Origin of the sequence: Pseudomonas sp. IPO3774 (assembly GCF_013386835.1) — a bacterium.
GTDB lineage: Bacteria > Pseudomonadota > Gammaproteobacteria > Pseudomonadales > Pseudomonadaceae > Aquipseudomonas.
Genome location: NZ_JACAQY010000048.1, coordinates 62,109 through 82,068, shown reverse-complemented (window position 1 = coordinate 82,068; position 19,960 = coordinate 62,109). Strand labels below are relative to the sequence as shown.

At 61.9% G+C, this 19,960-nt stretch carries 13 protein-coding genes; 2 read left to right on the top strand and 11 right to left on the bottom strand.

Annotation, left to right across the window (positions count from 1 at the left end; all coding sequences use genetic code 11):
• Positions 1–22: 22 nt before the first annotated feature.
• A complete protein-coding gene (locus HYE77_RS24185; RefSeq protein ID WP_102369114.1) occupies positions 23–247 on the top strand; it encodes a YgdI/YgdR family lipoprotein in 225 nt (74 codons plus the stop codon).
• Positions 248–435: 188 nt separating this feature from the next.
• Here HYE77_RS24185 and HYE77_RS24180 read toward each other — a convergent pair whose 3' ends face one another.
• The 10 genes from HYE77_RS24180 to HYE77_RS24135 form a co-directional block, all read right to left on the bottom strand.
• The gene (locus tag HYE77_RS24180; RefSeq protein ID WP_177069566.1) at positions 436–1,866 is read right to left on the bottom strand and encodes a lipase; all 1,431 of its coding nucleotides are present in this window, start codon (positions 1,864–1,866) and stop codon (positions 436–438) included.
• Between the two features lie 179 nt (positions 1,867–2,045).
• Positions 2,046–5,156, bottom strand: coding sequence for an autotransporter serine protease (locus tag HYE77_RS24175; RefSeq protein WP_177069563.1), 3,111 nt, complete (start codon positions 5,154–5,156; stop codon positions 2,046–2,048).
• A gap of 184 nt (positions 5,157–5,340) precedes the next feature.
• The gene (locus tag HYE77_RS24170; RefSeq protein ID WP_177069553.1) at positions 5,341–8,298 is read right to left on the bottom strand and encodes an autotransporter serine protease; all 2,958 of its coding nucleotides are present in this window, start codon (positions 8,296–8,298) and stop codon (positions 5,341–5,343) included.
• Between the two features lie 215 nt (positions 8,299–8,513).
• Positions 8,514–9,851, bottom strand: a complete 1,338-nt coding sequence (locus HYE77_RS24165) for a TolC family outer membrane protein (RefSeq protein ID WP_087694409.1) — start codon at positions 9,849–9,851, stop codon at positions 8,514–8,516.
• A 2-nt stretch (positions 9,852–9,853) separates the two neighbouring features.
• Positions 9,854–11,188 (bottom strand): HlyD family type I secretion periplasmic adaptor subunit, encoded by a 1,335-nt coding sequence (locus HYE77_RS24160; RefSeq protein WP_177069544.1) that lies wholly within the window; start codon positions 11,186–11,188, stop codon positions 9,854–9,856.
• Complete coding sequence (locus tag HYE77_RS24155) at positions 11,185–12,936, bottom strand: type I secretion system permease/ATPase (RefSeq protein WP_177069542.1); 1,752 nt, start codon at positions 12,934–12,936, stop codon at positions 11,185–11,187. Before HYE77_RS24155 ends, HYE77_RS24160 begins: the two co-directional genes overlap by 4 nt.
• A gap of 104 nt (positions 12,937–13,040) precedes the next feature.
• Complete coding sequence (locus HYE77_RS24150; RefSeq protein WP_158213549.1) at positions 13,041–13,409, bottom strand: AprI/Inh family metalloprotease inhibitor; 369 nt, start codon at positions 13,407–13,409, stop codon at positions 13,041–13,043.
• A 74-nt stretch (positions 13,410–13,483) separates the two neighbouring features.
• Entirely contained in the window at positions 13,484–14,932 is a 1,449-nt protein-coding gene (locus HYE77_RS24145; protein WP_177069540.1) for a serralysin family metalloprotease, read from the bottom strand.
• A gap of 364 nt (positions 14,933–15,296) precedes the next feature.
• Positions 15,297–16,397, bottom strand: coding sequence for a P1 family peptidase (locus tag HYE77_RS24140; RefSeq protein WP_177069539.1), 1,101 nt, complete (start codon positions 16,395–16,397; stop codon positions 15,297–15,299).
• 9 nt (positions 16,398–16,406) lie between these two features.
• The gene (locus HYE77_RS24135) at positions 16,407–17,771 is read right to left on the bottom strand and encodes an APC family permease (RefSeq protein WP_003217116.1); all 1,365 of its coding nucleotides are present in this window, start codon (positions 17,769–17,771) and stop codon (positions 16,407–16,409) included.
• Positions 17,772–17,968: 197 nt separating this feature from the next.
• Here HYE77_RS24135 and HYE77_RS24130 point away from each other — a divergent pair, with 197 nt between their 5' ends.
• Positions 17,969–18,763 (top strand): helix-turn-helix transcriptional regulator, encoded by a 795-nt coding sequence (locus tag HYE77_RS24130; protein WP_008433783.1) that lies wholly within the window; start codon positions 17,969–17,971, stop codon positions 18,761–18,763.
• 104 nt (positions 18,764–18,867) lie between these two features.
• On the opposite strand, the gene HYE77_RS24125 is transcribed toward HYE77_RS24130, so the two are convergent.
• The gene (locus HYE77_RS24125) at positions 18,868–19,947 is read right to left on the bottom strand and encodes a polyamine ABC transporter substrate-binding protein (RefSeq protein ID WP_010169417.1); all 1,080 of its coding nucleotides are present in this window, start codon (positions 19,945–19,947) and stop codon (positions 18,868–18,870) included.
• Between the last annotated feature and the right edge of the window lie 13 nt (positions 19,948–19,960).

Sequence of the window (19,960 nt, the reverse complement as noted above, 5' to 3'; positions counted from 1 at the left end):
TCGAAGGATCAGGGTAAGGGTTATGAGCATGAAGAATTTGGGTCTGGCGGTGGGTATGTTCACGTTGCTGGTATTGGCCGGTTGCTCCACGCAGACGGTGGTGACGTTGCAGAACGGCACTCAATACCTGACCAAGGACGTGCCCAACGCGAAAACGGCCGATGGCTTCTACGAATTCACCGACATCGCCGGCAAGCATATTCGCGTCAAGGCCGATGACGTCGCGACCGTGATGAAGGAGAAATAAAAAGTGGGAGCCCGTCGGCTCCCACTTTTCTTTGCAATGATCGTTCCCACGTTCTACGTGGGAATGCATCCCGTGACGCTCCGCGTCACCACTGCGCAAGACATGAACCGTGGGTTGGCCGTTGGACGCAGAGCGTCCGGGGCGGCGTTCCCACGCAGAGCGTGGGAACGATCAATCCGTGGCGCTACTTAGCCGATGGAAACCCCATCGCCCCAAACCCCGGCGAGCCCAACGCCAACCAGCGTCACCGAGTCCGCGCCAAAACTCAGCACGGTATCGCCCCCCACCACCTTGGCGTGGTCACGCCAGTCCGCACTGCCCTCCACGTCCCGGAACAACAGCTTGTCCGTCGGCTGATAACCAATCACCCGGTCCTGCCCAAACTGCCCGCCGAACAGAAAGGTGTTATGCCCGCTGTTGTCGCGAATAGTGTCATTGCCCTTGCCGCCCTCGATGAAATCCACACCCTTGCCACCCTGGATCAGGTCATCGCCATCACTGCCGATGATGAACGTGTTGCCCTTGTGCGGCTCGGCATTGCGGTTGAGGTCCTGCACCCAGGTATTGGCCCGGGCCGGGTCCGACAGGTTGGCCACGATAATCGTCGAGTCCCGGCTGGTCAGGTCGTAGAACTGCGAGTCCAGGACCCGCGTCATGCCATCCCCATACCCGGTGGGCAAATGAGAAAGCCAGGTGGGAACATTGACGATGGAAAACGGCAGGACATTCCACAGCGTCGACGCGTAGTGATCGTTGAAGCTGACGATATTGTCCGTGGTCGACTCATGGGGCTTGTCGTGCACGCCCAGTGACGAGAAGTTGAACGACGAGCCGTCCAGCGCGCGAAACACCGGGTCGTTTTCATAACCGATGTTCAGCACCTTGTCGCCGGCACTCTGGGTTGGCGAGGCATAGGCCACATAGTTGGAGTCCTTGTAGAACCCCGACCATTTATTGCCGCTCAGGTCGGCCATGCTGTTGACCGCCAGGCCACCCAGGCTATGACCGCTGACCACCACGTCCTTGCCCGTCAGGCCATGACTGCCGGCATACGCCGCGACATCCTTGAGCAAGGTGCCAAAGGCTTCGCCGGCGTAGTTTTTCGCGTAGTCCTTGGGCCCCAGCGCCGCCAGCAGGTCACTGACCAAATCGCCGATGGAGTCGCTGATCAAGGTTTCCCGAGGCCCCGAAGTCCCGCGAAAACCAATGCCGATTTCCAGCAGCTTGCCGTCGCCATCGTACTTGCCCAGCACTTCCACCTGCGCGGTGGTGTAGCCGGGCTTTTCACCGAAGAACGTGCCCCGGGCGTCCACCTTGCCGCCGTAGCCCAGGGTACTGGCGCTGATGGGCGTCCAGCCGGCCTTGTTGACCGCCTCGAGGGCGGCTTTTTCCGAGTCGGGGTTCCAGGGAATCCCTGGAATAACCCCCTGTGAATCGGTGCTGCCCAGCAGCGCGCCCACCAGAGTGGCGGGCAGCCCCAGGCCAAAACCGTTGTGCTGGTAACCCACGGCAAAGCCGTTGTCCAGATTGTGATAGGAGTACAGCGTGATCGCCATGGCATCGGCGAACAACGCTTTGGAGCCCTCGGTGCCGAGGTTTTTATAGTCGAAAACACCCATGGTATTGCCTCTCTTTTGTTGGAATTGTCGAGAAAGCCGAATCTGCACAAATGGACGATTGGAACCGGATCAATGTGGGAGCGGGCTTGCTCGCGAAGGCGGTGTGCCAGTCGGTGGATGGGTTGACTGATCCACCGCTTTCGCGAGCAAGCCCGCTCCCACATTTCCAACTGCGGTGTTTAGAAAGCCCAGTCCAGGCTCAAACCCACCCCATGGACTTTCTCCTTGCTGGCCAGCAGGCCGTTGTAATCCAGATTCACCTTCGCCTCCTTGCTCAACGCCAGGCTGACCCGCGCCCCCACCAATGCCGCATCACGCACCATCGACGAACTCTCCACAGTGAACGAAGGGCCGCCCGAGGCAAACGCCAGGTGCCGCTCGGAATCGACGCTGCTCAGGTTGTGCTGCCAACCCAGGGTGCCGGAAAGCTCCAGTTGCTGATGGTCATTGATATTCAAGGTTTTCAGCGCTCGAGCACCCAGGGTACTCAACACCACATCGCGGCTGTCATCCCGGCCCTTCAAGGCCGCCGCATCACCCTTCTCGGTAAACCCATCGGCATCCAGATGCACGTACGCCAGGTTGGCGAACGGTTCCAGGGCCAGGGGTTGCAGGTTCAGGCGATACGCCGCTTCGGTAAACACCTGGGTACTGCGGGCATCCACCTTGGCTTTCTGCTTGCCGGCGACTTCACCGTATTGCAGCTCGCGCTTCACATCGGCGCGGTGCCAGCTGTAGGTCGCACCACCGCTCAAGCGCAAGGCACCGATTTCATGCCCGGCATACGCACCCAGGTGATAGCTGTCCACCGATGCCCGGGAATGGGTGTCGCTGCCCATGTTCAGCGATGTATCGCTGTACCCCGCCACCAGGCCCACACGGGTGTCTTCATCCAACGCGCCGTCCACACCCGCCAGCATGCCGCCGATGGAGGTGGTGTAGCCCGCCGTATCGCTGCCGCTGTTGGTCTTGCCCCAGGCGCCCAACGCCTTGACCCAGACGTTGCCACGGCTGTCGACGGTCTGGCTCGATGCGCCCATTTGCCCTTGCTGCAAACGCTCGCCCACGGCTTCGCGCAGGTAGCGGTTGTCATTCACCAACGCGGTTTCCAGCGCCGGGTAGATTTCCCCGGACAGCTGCTGGAATGCACCCTGGGCCGAAGGCGCATTCGGCGCCAGCAACAGGCTTTCGTACACGGCGTTGCCCGCGCCCAACTGCTCGGCAGCAGCGGCCACCGAACGTTGGTTCGGGGTGGCGGCCACACTGGCAAAGGTGTTGGCATTGCGCCCCACATCCAGCTGCACGCCGTTGGCGGCGTAGTTCAGGGTACCGCCGATAAACAGATAGTTGGGCAGCACCGAACCGAAGCTGCCGGTAATCCCGCCCGCAGCCTGCAGGATGTTGTATTGGCGACCGATCAGGCTTTCGGCCTGGGTCTGGGTCAGCAGCGTCGGGCTGTTTTCCAGGGCCAGGGTCACCGTGCCGCCGCTGAGGGTGGCCTTGCCACCGGCGACGATGCGATCACTGTTGGTGGCCGACAACTCCACCGCATAGGTGGAGCCCGCCGCGAAGTTCACATCCCCGGCCACGTTCAGGGTGCCGATGGAGTTGCCCGGCGCCACGGTACCGCCGCTGTTCGCCGTGAGCGAGCCAATGCGCCCGGAACCACCCACTACCCCGCTGCTGCTGACGGTAACGTCGGAGGTGATCGAGCCATTGATCGCCAGCAACCCTTGGTTGACCAGGGTCGGGCCGCTGTAGGTGTTGGTGCCGGTCAGTACCAGCGCGCCAATGCCCTGCTTGGTCAGGCCGCCATGCCCGGAGATATCGTTGCTCCACACATCCAGCCCGCAATGCACATCGGTGCACGTGCGCTGGGTCGGTTTGCCGGCATCCACCACGGCGCCAATCCCTGGCAGGTCCGCGACAAACTGGCCGGAGCCGTAGGCGCCGTCGATACGAAACTCCGCCGGGATATCCTCAGCCGTCACAAACATCCCCGGGCCGTTGATGGCCTTGCTCAGGTTGATCATGCCCCAGCCGTACAGCGAGTCGATGCCCGGTGCGCCGAGGTCGGTCGCGGTGGTTTTCAGCAGCGTGGAGATCTGGTCGCCGCTCATGTACGGGAAGCGCTCCATCAACACCGCTGCACTGCCGGCCACATGCGGCGCGGCCATGGAGGTGCCGTTGAAATTGGCGTAGTCGGTGGTCAGGTTTTCCAGGGAGGTGCCGTTGATCACCGAGCTGTAGATCTTGGTGCCGGGGGCCGCGACGCAGAAGCTGGCGGCATACCCGCAGCGCGAGGAAAACGTACTGATCACGTAAGGATCGGAACTGGCGGTGTCGGGATTCTGTTGCAAGGCCGCCACCGACAGCCAGTTGGGTGCAATCTCCGGCACGAAGTACGCCAGGCCCGAGATCGCATCCGGGTTGTTGCGGTTGTAATCGTTGCCGGCGGCAAAGATCGTCAGCACGCCGCTGCGGGCCGCATCAATGGCGCCCTGATAAGCGCCACCTGCGATCGTCCCAAGGATCGGCCGAATGTTATTGAACTGCGCCTGGGCTTCATTGACCGTGAAGTTGGGGAATGCCGGATCTCGGCCGCCCTTGGCGTACTGGTCACCAATGCCGATGCCCCAGCTGTTGTTGATAATGCGTGCGCCGCTGGCCACCAGCGCGTCCCAACCGGCTTTGTAGACCGCACCGTCGTTGCCCAGGATGATCCCGTCTTCGGGGCCCGGGTCACCATTTTCGGCGCTGATGATCTGCGCATCGAACGCCACGCCGTGCATTGGCCCGCCGTCGCGGTTACCCGCGGCGATCCCGCCTACGTGCGTGCCGTGATTGCCGAGCTTGCCGTTGGAACCCAGGGAAGGCGTGCCGTCGTAGCGAAACGCGTCCCCGGCCTTCACCGGGATGTACGGGTCGGTGTATTGGCGAATGCCTTCGGTCACGAGCGTGACCACTTTGCCGGGGCTGGCGAATTCCGGATGCTGGGCATACACCGGCTGGTCGAAGATCCCCAGCTTCACGCCCTTGCCGGTGTAGCCGGCGGCGTAGGCGGCGTCTGCATGCACGGCGCCCAGGCCCCAATCGGCCTTGAATTCATTACTGCGCCAACTGGCAGCATCTCCCAGTTTTCCGGTTTCCACGTAGGGTGCGGCCTGGGCGGTACCCAGGCTGGCCAGGCAACACAGCAACGCGCCGTATGGCACGCAGCTCAGGGCCTTGAGCGGGTAGCCCGGGCCTGTTGGGATGGCGGATTGAAACCCTCGTTTTGTTTTTTTCACGGTGACCTTCCTTAGTTTTTATTGCACTTGTATAAATCACGTTTCTCCCAAGCGTCGCCGACCCAATGTGGGAGCGGGCTTGCTCGCGAATGCGGTGGCTCAGTTACAGGTGCGTCGACTGACACACCGCATTCGCGAGCAAGCCCGCTCCCACAGTTGACCTCTTTCGGCCTCAGGATCTTGCTCAGAACTGCCAGTTCAGGCTCAGCCCCACGCCCTGGATTTTTTCCCGGCCAGCCAATTGGCCGGTGTAGTCGAGGTTGACCCGTGTGCTTTTGCTCAACGCCAGGCTCGCCTGCACGCCCACCAATGCCGCGTCGCGCATCAACGGCGAGCTTTGCACCGCAAACGACGGCCCTCCGGCGACAAACGCCAGATGCTCTTCGGATTCAACGGCACTCAGGCTGTGCTGCCAGCCCAGCGAGCCGGAAACGTCCAGTTGCTGGCGGTCATTGAGGGGGAAGGTTTTTGCCGCCCGCAGGCCCAGGGTGCTCAGCACCGCATCGCGGCTGTCACTGCCACTCTCCAGCGCGGCGGCGTCGCCCTTCTCGTGAAAACGTTCGTTGTCCAGATGCACGTAAGCCAGGTTGGCGAACGGCTCCAGCGCCACCGAGGACACGTTCAAACGGTAGGCCGCTTCGGTAAATACCTGGGCGCTGCGCGCATCCAGCTTGGTCTTCTGCTTGCCGCTGACTTCGCCGTACTGCAAGTCGCGTTTCACGTCGCCGCGATGCCAGCTGTAGGCACCGCCGACGCTCAAGCGCCAATTGCCCAGCTCATGCCCGGCGTAGGCGCCGAGGTGGTAGCTGTCGATGGACGCCGATGAATGCGTGCCGCTGCCCATGTTCAGCGAGCTGTCGCTGTAACCGGCCACGAGACCGGCACGGGTCTGCTCGTCCAGCGCGCCGTCGACACCGGCCAGCATGCCGCCCAGTGAGCTGGTGTAGCCTGCCGTGTCGCTGCGGCTGTCGGTCTTGCCCCAACTGCCGAGCGCCTTGACCCACACGTTGCTCTCACCGGTAACCGGCGTATGGCGCAGGCGCTCGCCCACGGCATCGCGTACCTGGCGGCTGTCATTGATCAGCATTGTGCCGATGGCTGGGTAGATTTCTCCCGACAGCTGCTGGAAACCCGACTGCGCCGTGGCTGCCGAGTCTGACCGCAGGATGCTTTCGTACACCGGATTACCGGCGCCCAACTGCTCGGCGGCCGCCGCCACCGAACGCTGGTTACGAGTGGCACCGACACTGGCGAAACTCGCATCACTGCGGGCAATGCCCAGTTGCACACCGTTGGCGGCATAGTCGAGGGTGCCGCCGAGGAACAGGTAGTTGGGCAACACGGCACCGAACTGGCCCTGGACCCCGCCAGCCGCCTGGAGGATGTTGTACTGGCGCCCCACCAGGCTTTCCGCCTGTTGCAGGCTGAGCAGGGTCGGGCTGTTTTCCAGGGCCAGGGTCACGGTGCCGCCGCCGAGGATTGCCTTGCCCGTGGCGACAATCCGGTCGCTGGTGGTGGGGGTGAGTTCGACCGCATAGGTGGAGCCGGCGGCGAGGTTTACATCCCCGGCCACCTGCAAGATGCCCACGGAGTTGCCCGGCGCCACGGTGCCGCCGCTATTGACCTGTAACGCCGCGATGCGACCGGAGCCGCCCAACGTGCCGCTGTCATTGACCGTCACCGCGGACGTCAGCGAGCCATTCACCGCCAACCGGCCGCCATTCACGGTGGTAGGGCCACGGTAGGTGTTGTCGCCCGCCAGGATCAGGCTGCCCGCACCGGACTTGGTCAGGCTGCCTTCGTAGATACGCTGGGCCGCGGCTGCCGCACGGGCAGTGCCAACGGCATAGTCCGTCTGGTCCTGCTGACTCGCGCCGGCGCCCACGCCGTTCTCCCAGCCCTTGTCGCGCAGGGTTTGCTGCCAGGCCAGGGTTTCGGCGCTGTCTTCGACCTGGCGCTGGATCAGCGCCTTGTCGGAGATCGCATTGCTCCACACATCGCCCTGCCCGGCCGCCAACGTGACATTCATCGGCCCGAGCAATTGCCCGGGCCCGTGCATTGCTCGGCCAAGGTCCGGCACGCCCCAGCCGACCTGAGTGGTCGGTGCATCGGTGACCGCGCCATTGAGCTGGGTGGCCGTGGTCAACAGCACCTGCAAGGCCTGTTCGTTGTTCAGGTATGGATAGCGTTCCATCACCAGCGCCAGTGCGCCGGTGGCATGGGGCGCCGACATCGAGGTGCCGGATTTCACCCCATAACCGCCATCGGGAATGGTGCTGTTGATCAACGCCCCGGGGGTGGAAATGCACCAGTACTTGGCGATGCCGCACTGGTTGTATTTCTGGTTGTTCGCCTTGTCCAGGCCCGATACCGCCAGCCAGTGGCCTTCCAGCTCCGGCTGGAAATAAGGCAAGGCCGAACGCACGCTGGCGTTGGCGTAGCCGCTGTTGCCAGCACTGAACACGTTGATCACCCCGGCCTTGGCCACCTCCGCAGCGGCATCCAGCCAGGTGTTCTGGTTGTAGTGCTGGGCATAGGCAGCGTGCAGGTCGCCAATGGTCTGGTAGCTGACATCCTTGGGTTGGCTGCCCCAACTGTTATTGATCGCGCGCACGCCGGAATCCACCAGCGCGCTGTACACCGCCTTGAAGTACTTGGGGTCTGGCGTGGGGCCGAACAGGAAGCTGTCGCTGGCGTTGGTGTTGCCGACGTAGATCTGCGCGTTGTACGCCACGCCGTGCATGCCCACGCCATCGCGGGCCGCGCCCATGGTGCCGGTGACGTGGGTGCCGTGGGAGTCATTGTTTGGGTTGAGCGCGCCGGTGGTCGTGAAGGGGCTGCCATCGACATAGGTGCCACTGGCGGTGACCGCGTGATAGCGGTCTTTTGAGGCTTCGGGATGGTTGGGGTCGAAACCCGAGTCCAGGGCGCCGATCTTCACGCCACTGCCGGTGATGCCGCTCGCATAGGCCTCGTTGGCTTTCATCCGGTCCAGGCCCCAGTCGCTCTGGAACTCGGCGGTGCGCCAACTGCCGGGGTCGCCGACTTTGCCGGCTTCGATGTACTGCCCGTGGGCCGCCACTGACAGCAGCAGCAAGGAGCCTGCGGTGAGAGGTTTGAAGCGAGGTGAACCAGTGATCATGAAGAGTCCCTTTTCTTATTGTTGAAATACCTGTGGCGAGAGAGCTTGCTCCCGCTGGAGTGCGCAGCGCTCCCAAGATCTTGGGGCCGCTACGCAGCCCAGCGGGAGCAAGCTCCCTCGCCACAACAAGCTCCCTTGCCACAGAAAGCTCCCTTGCCAAAACAAGCGCCCATGCCACCAAAGCTCCCTTGCACCAAGTGCTACTCCTCCAGGCATCAGCGGCTCTCAGGACCAAACGCCTCGTCCACCTTGGCCAGGTCGGTGTCACGCAAGTTGCCCGCGTAGTAATGCAATTTGGTCCAGGCCATCAGGTAGTCGTACCGTGCCTGGGCCAGGTCGCGACGGGTGCTGTACAGCTGCTGCTCGGCGTTCAGCGCATCGAGGTTGACCCGCTCGCCCCCGAGGATGCTTTGCTTGGTCGAGACCACCAGCGCTTCAGCCGAAGTCAGCGCCTTTTGATACGCCCGCAACTTGCTGACGCCCGACAGGCAAGCACTGAACTGGCGTCGCAGTTCGATCAGGGTTTCGCGGGTCTTGCCTTCCAGTTCGTACTCGGCCTGCTCCATGGCGCGGCTGGCCTGGCGGGTGGAAGCCGAGACGCCGCCACCGGCATACAACGGCATGCTGACTTCGATGCCGATGGTGTTGGTGTCGTAGCGCTGGTTGTAGGTGTTGCCGCTGTCGGACTCCTGCTGCCTCGAGCTGGCATAGGCCGTGATGCGTGGCAGGTGCCCTGAGCGGTTGCGCTCCACTTCATAACGCGCCACTTCCACGGACTGGCGTTGCGAGGCCAGGTTGGGGTTGTTGGTCAGCGCCAGTTCGTGCCAGGTGTCGTAATTGGCCGGGGTCAGGGTGAAGGCGGCAAACCCCGGGTTCAGCGGCGCCAGGTCGTTGATGTTGACGCTCTGCACGCCAATCAGCGCCCCGAGTTCGCGCAGCGAGGCGTCCTGTTCATCCAGCGCCTGGATCTCCTCGGCAGTCGCCAGCTCATAGCGCGACTCGGCTTCCAGGATGTCGGTGCGGGTGCCCTCACCCTGCTGGAACAGATGCTGGTTCTGCTGGAACTGCTGCTCGTAGGCCTTTTTCTTGGCGCGGGCAATGTCGATCTGGTCCTGGGCAAACAACGCCTGGGTGTAATAGGTCAGCACCCGCACCAGCAGCGCCTGGCTCTTGTCGCGGAAGCTCTCGTCGGCAAACAGTGCCTGGGCCACGCCCTTGCGGTAGTTGGCATAGGCTTCGTAGTCGAACAGCGGCTGTTGCAGGGTGAACGTGGAGCCATAGCTGTTGTAGTTGCGGTCATCGTGATAATTACCGCCGCGCCCGTCGGGCAAGGTGGCCTGGGAGTTGTTGCGGCCCTTGTTGTAGTTGTACGAGAGCTTGGGCAGCAGGCCGGCGCGGCCGATGGTGCGGTTTTCCAGGCCGGCGTCGCGCTCCTTGATGGCACCAAGGAATACCGGGTCGTTGCGCAGGGCCTGTTCGTAGACATCGAACGGGCCCATGGCGGCCTGGGCGCTGCTGCAGGCGAGCAGCAAGGCGATGAACATCGGCTTCATGCTCATTCCTCGGTCAATGCCGAGCCGGCGCGGTCCAGCAGCGGCTTGAACAGGTAATTGAGCAAGGAGCGCTCGCCGGTGCGGATGAACATCTCGGCGGGCATCCCCGGCTTGATCACCAGGCCATGGAGTTTCTCCAGGGCGCTGCTGCTGACGGTGGTGCGCAGCACGTAGTAAGGCATGCCGGTTTTTTCGTCGAGCATCTGGTCGGCGGAGATCAGGCTCACCTCCCCCGGCACCCGCGGCGTGCGGCTCTGATTGAAGGCGGTGAAGAGAATGTCCACCGGCAAGTGCGCCCCGACCTTGTCCACCAGGTGCACTGGCAGGCGCCCTTCGACTTCCAGGCGGGTGTCCTGGGGCACGATTTCCAGCAGGGTTTCACCGGCACGCACCACGGCGCCTTCGGTGTGCACGCCCAGGTTGACCGCGATGCCATCGGCGGGCGCGTTGATCTCGCTGTGCTGCAGGTCGAAACCGGCGGAGGTCAGTTGTTGTTCCAGGGTCAGGCTGCGCAGCTGCGCGTCGGCCAGTTGGCTGCGCACTTCCTTCTGGTACTCCTCGCTGTGCTGCTGCAACTTGAGGCGCGACTCGAGGATGCCCTGCTCCACCCGCCCGCTTTCGCCGGTGTTCTGCGCCAGGTCCTGTTGCACCTGGGACAGTTGCCGCTGGTATTCCATCAGCCGGTTGCGCGGGATGTAGCCGTTGTCGGCCAGGGGTTGCAGGTTGTTCAACTGGTCACGCAGGGATTGCGCCTGGGCCGTCAGGTCACTACGGGCGCGACGCATGCCGTTCAGTTGCGCCGTAGCGCCCTCGATACTGGCGCGAATCCCGGCCTGTTCCCGGGCAAAGGCTTCGCGGCGGCTACTGAACAGTTGACGCTGGCCTTCGAGGACCAGTGCCAGGGCTTGATCCGGGTTGCCGCTCAGCTCGGGCGGAAAGGTGATCGTCGACTGGTTATCCCGCTCGCTCTGCCACCGTGCCACGCTGGCCCAGGCCATGCGGTACTGGGCTTGCAGGGAGTGCACGTCGGCCTGGTTCTGCGTCTGGTCGAGACGGAACAGCGGTTGGCCCTGCTTCACCGTCTCGCCCTCACGCACCAGGATCCGGCTGACCACGCCGGGGCTCAGGGTTTGTACCGCCTTGCGCTTGCCCGAAACCACCACCGTGCCTTGTACCGGGATCCCCTGGTCCAGCGGCGCCAGACTGGCCCAGAGGAAAAACCCGCCGGCGCCGACCACCGTCAGCAGCCAGCCCATGCGGGCGAAGAAACGCGCGTCGTGCTCGGGGTGGGTCTGTTCGTAATCGCGGTTGATTTGAATGCTGCTGTCGCTGCTCATGCGCCTGGATTCCTTCCGGCTTGATACTGACGGCTGAGGCTGACCCCGGCCTTTTCTCGTGGTGCTTCCTGCTGGCCGGACAGTGCGCGCAGCACGTCCTGGCTCGGACCAAATGCCTGCAAACGACCTTCGTTCAGCACCAGCAGCTTGTCGGCCTGGGCCAACGCCGAGGAGCGGTGAGTCACCAGCACCACCGTGCTGCCCTGGGCTTTCATCTGCATGATCGCGCTGGCCAGGGCGGCTTCACCCACGGTGTCGAGGTTGGAGTTGGGCTCGTCGAGCACGATCAGGCGTGGCCCGCCGTACAGCGCGCGGGCCAGGGCGACCCGTTGCTTCTGCCCACCGGACAGGCCGCTGCCCTCGTCACCGAGCACGGTGTCGTAGCCGTGGGGCAAGCGCAGGATCAATTCGTGCACACCTGCCTGTTGGGCGGCCTGCACCACTAAATCCGGGTCGGCTTCGCGAAAGCGCGCGATGTTGTCGGCGATGCTGCCGCTGAACAGTTCGATGTCCTGGGGCAGATAACCGATATGCGGTCCGAGGTCGTCGCGGTCCCAGCGATGAATGTCGGCTCCGTCCAGGCGCACGGTGCCTGCCAGGGTTGGCCATACGCCCACGAGCACGCGGGCCAGGGTTGATTTGCCGGAGCCGGAAGCACCCAGCACGCCGACCACTTCGCCCGCAGTCAGGTTGAAGCTGACTTGATGCAAGGTCGGCACACGTCGCCCCGGCGGGCCTGCGCTGACTTGCTCGAAACTCACATTGCCCTTGGGCGCCGGCAAGGCCATCTGCTCGCCCTGGGGCGGAAACTCGCGCATCAGGTTGTCCAGGCGCTGGTAGGCCAGCTTGGCCGAACTCCATTGCTTCCACACGGCAATCAACTGGTCGATGGGGCTCAACACCCGGCCCATCAAAATGGAGCCTGCGATCATCATCCCGGCGGTCATGTCGCCCTTGATCACCAATAGCGCACCCAGGCCCAGCACCAACGATTGCAGGCACAGGCGCAGGGATTTACTCAGGGAACTGATGATCGAGCCGGTGTCGCTGGCCTTGTTCTGCAGGCCCAGGAACTGCGAATGCACCTTGAACCAGCGCTTGCGCAATGCACCCAGCATGCCCATGGCCTGGATGGTCTCGGCGTTATGCAGGTGGCTGGTGGCCAATTGGGTGGATTGCTGGGAATAACCGCTGGCTTCACCCAGAGGCTTTTTGGTCAGGTATTCGTTAAGGCACGCCAGGGCAATCAGCAGCACGGCACCGGCACTGGCCAAGACACCCAGCCACACGTTGAACAGGAAAATCACGAACAGATAGATCGGAAACCACGGCGCGTCGAAAAACGCGAACAGCGCAGGCCCGGTGATGAATTGGCGGATGTGGGTCAGGTCCCCCAGGGATTGCCCGCCATGGCCTTCGCCCCGTTGCAGGTTGCGCTCGAAAGCGGCCTTGTAGACCCGCAGGTTGAAACGCCGCTCCAGCTGGCTGCCGATGCGAATCACGATAAAGCTGCGGATCACCTCCAGCACACCGATAAAGGCGAAGAATCCCACCACCATCAGCGTCAACATCACCAGGGTGGTTTCGTTCTGTGAAGACAGCACGCGGTCGTAGACTTGCAACATATAAATCGACGGCACCAACATCAATACGTTAATCAATGCCGTGAAACAGCCAATACTGATCAGAATACTTTTGTAGTCGCCGAGTGCCTTGAACAATGGTGCAACGGGAGTGGTCTTCGCCATGTTGCCTGATCTTCCCTGAGCCGAATGACGCGCAATAGTTTACCGAGCGCCCCAATAAGGGGCGGGCAAACATTAAAATCGGGTTATATCGTTATAACGAACTATTACGGTGCACGTTGCAATATCAATACCGCGCCGGTTTTTGCGCGACCTTCATATTCGCCTTCTTTCTGGCGATTCAAATGGGTTATGCCGGTGCCTTCGGCATTCATCAGCCAAATACCATCGGGAGTAGGCGTCCAACTAACGGGGGCTTCCCCCAGCCATTGTCCGGCGCACTCCACATCGCCCCCTAACGCGTTAGCCTGCTCAATCAAGTCCAGTGCGCACACCTGCTCTTGCTGGTGCAGCGCCCAATGCCCGGCCAACTGCGCGGAAGTAGGTAAAACCAGACTGCTTGCCATTGCTGTGGCTCCTGCCGACATAAGCAACACCTGGAAACTCCAGGCCACGGTACTGCGAAATAGCGTCATCACCTTCGCCCGTTCATGGGGTGGATGCAAGGGCAGAGGGCGGCGCGTGTGCGCCACCCTCCTTTACGCGTGTATCAGGCCACGATGTCGCTGACGGCTGCCTGGCCAACGGTGGTGACGAGGAAATCCGCCACGCCGTGCCCGGAGAAGTCCACGGCCAATGTGCCCAGGTTGGTACCCGAAGCGTAGGACAGCACCGCGTCGCCGGCATGACCGGTAAACGCGTTGACGAAGGTCAGGCCTGCACCTTTGGTGATGCCGGTGAGGTCGATCTTGTCGGAACCCGAGGTGAAGTCGAAGATCTTGTCGGCCGCACCCGGCTTGGAGTCGGAGCTGGCGCCGAACACGAAGGTGTCGTTGCCTGAGCCGCCCCACAGCTGGTCTGCACCGCCGCCGCCGAAGATGATGTCGTTGCCGGCACCGCCCTTGAGGACGTTGGCGGCTGCGTTACCGATCAGCAGGTCGTTGCCCGAACCGCCGATGGCGTTCTCCACGGTCACACCCTTGGCGATGGAAACGTTGCCCACCAGGCCGCCAACGTCGGAGAACGAGGTTTCATTGAGGTTGATCTTCTGGTTCTGGGTAAAACCGGAGAAGTCCAGGGTGTCGTTGCCGCCACCGTCCCATACCGAGAACACCAGCTTGTCGGCCGATGAAGTGGCGCTGAGGAAATCACGCCCGGTGTTGGAGTTGAAGCCGTAGGTGGTGCCACCGGCACGGGTGTTGTAGTTGGCGCCGTAGAGCTTCTGGATCGCGGCGATGTCGTCGATCAGCGGGCCGGACGAGTAGGCTTCTACCCCGCCTTTGCTGAAGTTCTGGTTGGTGTTGCTCTCGCTCCAGTAACTCATGACGCTGTAGCCACGCGTGTCCTGTCCATAGTCCGCGTCTTTGTACGAAGGGTTGCCGGTCCCGGCGTTGTAGTCGCCAGGGTGGTCCAGGCCCAGGGTGTGGCCGATTTCGTGGGTCAGGGTCTGCCGGCCATAGTTGTTCAGGTCCGGGGTCTTGTTCGGCGTGTAGCTGTTGTTCGTCAGGTACCAGGAAGTGCCGTCAAGGCCGCTTTCGTTGTACTTGGCGTTGGTGCCTGGCAGGTAGGCAAAGGCCGCTGCGCCGTCCTGGCCGCCGCTGTAGTTGCCGAAGGTCATGTGGAAGTCACCGCCCGAGGCTTTCTCGGTGAAGGTGACATTGGCCACATCGGCCCAGGATTGCATGGCCAGTACGGCCTGTGCTTTCTGCTGGGTGTTGAACTGGCTGAACCCGGTGATCCCATGCTTGTTCATGGTCGCGTTCGAAGCCGAAGTCAGGAAGGTGTAGGTGAGATCGATCTTGCCGTTGCCATCCACGTCCCGGTACGCGGCGTTCTCACGCAGCAGGTGGTCGGCGGCCTGGTCAACGGTGAACGACGGTTTGCCATTGACCGTGAGGTTGCCACCGCGGTCGTATTGATGGCTAAAGCTATCGATCTGGGTGTAAGCGGTACTTGCTTGAGCCGCCGACACAATAGCTTTGTCTTTTACTTTTGACATAAACGTACTTCCTTGTTTGCAAGTGGAACAGTTTTTGTCCGACCGGACCCACTCTGGCGAGTAAGTCCGATCACTCGCCCCTTTTGAAGGCGAAAGAAAACTGACACAACCTGAAATCATTCGTCCAGCGGTTTTTATCCAAGGATAAAGTTGGGCCGGTGAACAAAACCTGCAAACACTGGTAAATAGCGCGTTATTAAAATCCAGCTATTTAAATATTAAATACTCCTAAAGACATTTAGCCACGAATGGATCCAAAGTATTGACTGAGGTGCACTAAGAAAGTGTCACCGTGTCATTGTTAGTATTGATTGGCCACTATTTAAGTGTTTGTCCCGTATTACCGGGACAAGACTTAGTTTACTTACTGGCCGCGCCAGCCGGTTTGGCGCAATGCCTGCAGGAGCGTGTGGGCATCCAGCGCGGGCACCCGCACACCCTGGTCGGTGGTCATGTCTTCGCCGGCCACTATGGCATTAATGATCGCCTCTTCCACGGCCTCCGCCGCCGCGCTGAACAGCGGTGAAATGTGGTCGTTATTGACCATTTGCAGGGCTGTGCTGAGGGGCGAGCCCTTGCGCCCGTAGTCGGCCACCGGCAAATCCTGATTGCCGGTGGCGAACGCCAGGAACAGGTCCCCGCTGGAGTCCTCGGTACCGCCACCCGTGCGCGCAATCCCGATGGACGCGCGTTGTGCCAGGCGCTGGCATTGATGGGGCAGCAACGGCGCATCGGTGGCGATGATCACCACGATGGAGCCCATGCCGGGTGTGCCGCGATCGGCAAAGGGTGACGGGATGTCCATCAATTGCCGGCCTACCGGGTAACCATCCACGCGCAGTTCCTGGCGCTTGCCATGGTTGGCCTGCACCAGCACACCGACGGTCCAGCCACCCTGCTCCGCCGGCAAGCGCCGTGACGCGGTACCGATGCCCCCCTTGAACTCATGGCAGATCATCCCGGTGCCGCCGCCCACGGCGCCCTCCGCCACCGGCCCGGATTCGGCGTTGGCCAGCGCCTTGCGCACATGCTCCGGGCCGACGTGCTGGCCCCAGATATCGTTGAGCAAGCCGTCGTAGGTTTCCATCACCACCGGCATGCACCAGTACACGGCGGGGTCTTCGAGGCTTTCGCGCTCCAGGGCGATCAGCGTGTCGCGCACAATCCCGATGCTGTGGGTGTTGGTGATCGCCAGCGGCGTGGTCAGCAACCCTGATTCGCTGATCCATTCAAGGCCCGTGGCGTCGCCATTGCCGTTGAGCACGTGGTAGCCGGCAAAACATGGCTGATACCGCGCGGCACCGGCCCGGGGCTGGATCGCCGTCACGCCGGTACGTACCTGTTTGCCGTCGATGCGGCTCTTGATCGTACTGTGGCCGACCCGAACCCCTGGAACGTCGGTGATGGCATTCAACTCACCGGGCGTACCCAGTCCCAAGGTGATGCCCAATTGACGTGCACGCATAACCACTCCTTACAATTTCTGAAACGCCGGACTCAACCGGCCACTGATGCAATACAGGATCACCGACAGTGCCAACAGGCCGATGATAATCATGATGTCGCGAACCGAGGCGGCAATCGCCAGGGTCACCAACAGGTAGCCGGCGCCCAGCACCGCCAGCAAGGCCGGCACCGGCCACAACGGCATGCGATACGGGTGCTCGCGGTCACGCAGCAACACCCGGCTCATCAACGCGCTCAACGCCACGATCAGGTACACCAGCATGATCAGCAGCACGCTGAAAGACGTCAGGTCCGCCAGGTTGGAGCTGAAGCTGAGCAATGCCGAAGGGACCGCCAGGAACAGCGTAGCCAACCACGGGGAATCCCAGCGTGGATGAATCCGGGTGAAGAGTTTGTTGATGGTGGGTGTCCACAGCGCATCGCGGCCGCTGCTGAACACCACCCGGCCAATCTGGATGACGATGGCGACGATGGCGTTGAACACCGACAGGAAGATCCCGGCGCTGACCAGCCGCGACAGGGTTTCGTTACCGTGGCTGGTCAGCAGGTAGCCGATCGGGTCGGGGCTGCTGATCATCGCGCTGAGGGATGGCGCACCGATCAGCAAGGCGGTGATCGGCACCAGCTCGATGACCACCACCAGGCCCAGGGACCACAACACTGCCTTGTGCACGCCCCTGCCGCCGCACTTCATGTCTTCGGCCAGCAATACGGCGGGACCGTAGCCATTGAACGAGAACAGGCCGATGCCCACCGCGCCGATGACCAGCGCCCAGGGCGCCAGGTGCAGCACGCCGTTCTCGACGATTTGCGGTTGCAACAGCACGCTGACCGGCTGCACCGGGTTGCCGAAGCCGATAAACACGATCACCAGCAACGCCGCCACTTCCAGCAGCAGGCAGGTGCCAGTGATCCAGGCATTCAGCTTGATATTGAGGATGCCCAGGGCGTAGCTGCACACCACAATCACCAGGGCCACGGTTTGCGAATCGAATTGGGTGCCGAGGGCGTTATTCAGGTAAGTCGCCGCCCCGGTGGCCAGTACCGGCGGGATAAACAGCAGCATCACCAGTACCGTGAGGAACGTCGCGTAGCCGGCCATGCCGCCGAACACCCGCTTGGCATACACGTATTCGCCGCCGGCGCTGTTGTGGGCACGCCCGAGTTCGGCGTAGCAAAAGGCGAACATCAGCGCGAGCAAGGCGGCCATCACAAAGGCCAGGAACACCCCGCTGCCAGCCTGCTGGATGGCAAACGGCGCAATCACGAACACTGAACTGGCCGGGGTGACCGCCGAGACGGTGATGGCCACTACATCGAATACGCTCAGGGTGGGTTTCAGCACGCCGTCGGGCGTGGAAGGAGCACTCATATCGTTATCCTCTTGATTGTTCTTGGTTTGAGGCAGAAACGAAAAGGTGAAGCGGCGCAGGGTATGTTCCCCACTGACTGACGGCCAACTTAAACACTCTGTGTAGATCGGCCAATTCCCCTATTGGAGTACTCCCCTTGACGCCGCCGGGCAAAAGTCGAACCCTTGCGGCCTGAATCCTTAGCGTGGAGCTGCACATGAGCCTGTTCAGGGAAGTCGGCATGCACGCGGGCCTGGGGCGTACCGTCGCACAGATCGGCACCGGGCGTTTCTGGAAGCAACTGGTGCTGTTGCTGCACCAATGCCTGCCCTTCGACAATGCCCTGGCGATCTTCTACCCCGCCGATGGCCCGCCCGAAGCGCTGGAAGAATACGACGCACAACCGAGCAGCAAACCGGCGTCGATGCTGGTTTATCTGAATGGCTTGTACCTGTTGGACCCGTTTTTCCAGGCGTGTCGCGAGGGGTATGCCAGTGGCGTGTACCGCCTTGAGGAAGTGGCGCCGGATCATTTTCGCCAGAGTGAATACTTCCTCAATTACTTCCACGACAACGTGCTGGAAGACGAGGTGCAATTCATCCTGCAATTGCCGGGTGCGGGGACGTTATCGCTGTCGTTGGGGATGCAGCGGTTGTTTACCGGCGAGGAAACGGGGTTGATGACCATGCTCGCGGCCTGGGTGTTGCCGTTGATGCAGCAGCATTGGCAGCAGAGCACCCAGCGAGTGGCCGCGCCGGCGGAAATGGCCAGCCAGATACGGGACGCGTTGAGTCATTTCGGCTGTGGCGTGTTGTCGGAGCGGGAACTGGAAATAGCGCGATTGGTGTTGCGTGGGTTTTCGTCAAAAGCCATGGCCGAACGGCTGAATATCTCGCCGGATACGGTCAAGGTTCACCGCCGGCACCTGTATGCCAAGCTGGATATCTCGTCGCAGCCGGAGTTGTTTTCGTTGTTTATCCAGTCGTTGGGGCATGACTTGGAGAATCCTTGATTCCGCGGCGTGGGAACGCCGCCCTGGACGCTCCGCATGCGCTTTTGAAGTCGTGACGCGGAGCGTCACAGGATGCATTCCCACGCGGAGCGTGGGAACGATCATCAACGCCCGGTACGAATGGTGTTCCACACCCGCGTACGAATCCGGTCGATGTTCAGTGGCATTGCTTCCAGTGCGAACAACTTGCCCATCATTTCCGGACTTGGGTACACCTTGGTGTCGCTCTTGATTGCCGGGTCCACCAGGCTGTCCGCCGCGGCATTGCCGTTGGCGTAGTGCACGTAGTTGGTGATGCTGGCCATCACTTCCGGGCGTAGCAGGTAGTTCATGAAGGCATAGCCGGCTTTTTCATCCGGGGCATCGGCGGGCATGGCGACCATGTCGAACCAGATCGCGGCGCCTTCTTTCGGAATGTTGTAGCCGATGTTCACGCCATTCTTGGCTTCCTTGGCGCGGCTCTCAGCCTGGAGGATGTCGCCGGAGAAGCCGACGGCCACGCAGATGTCACCATTGGCCAGGTCGGCGGTGTATTTCGAGGAATGGAAATACGCCACGTATGGCCGCACTTTCATCAGCAGGTCCTCGGCCTTTTTGTAGTCTTCCGCCTTCTTGCTGTGGTGCGGCAGGCCCAGATAGTTGAGCGCCGCCGGCAGCAGCTCCGGGCCGTTGTCGAGGATGGCGACGCCACACTTCTGCAGTTTTTGCATGTTCTCGGGCTTGAAGATCAGGTCCCAGGAATCCACTGGGGCGTTGTCGCCGAGTACCGCCTTGACCTTGTCGATGTTGTAGCCGATACCGGTGCTGCCCCACAGGTACGGGAAGCCGTGGGCATTGCCCGGGTCGTTGTTTTCCAGGGCCTTGAGCAGCACCGGGTTGAGGTTCTTCCAGTTGGGCAACTGGCTCTTGTCGAGTTTCTTCAGCGCCCCGCCCTGGATCTGCCGGGCCATGAAGTGGTTGGAGGGGAACACCACGTCATAGCCGGATTTGCCGGTCATCAACTTGCCGTCGAGGGTTTCGTTGCTGTCGTACACGTCGTAGGTGAAACCGATGCCGGTTTCTTTCTGGAAGTTCTTGGTGGTGTCGGGGGCGATATAGTCCGACCAGTTGTAGATCTTCACCGTCTCGGCGGCTTGGCTGAGGGTGGCGACGAATACCAGCGGCAACAGGGCAATGGGTCTCATGGTTCGATTTCCT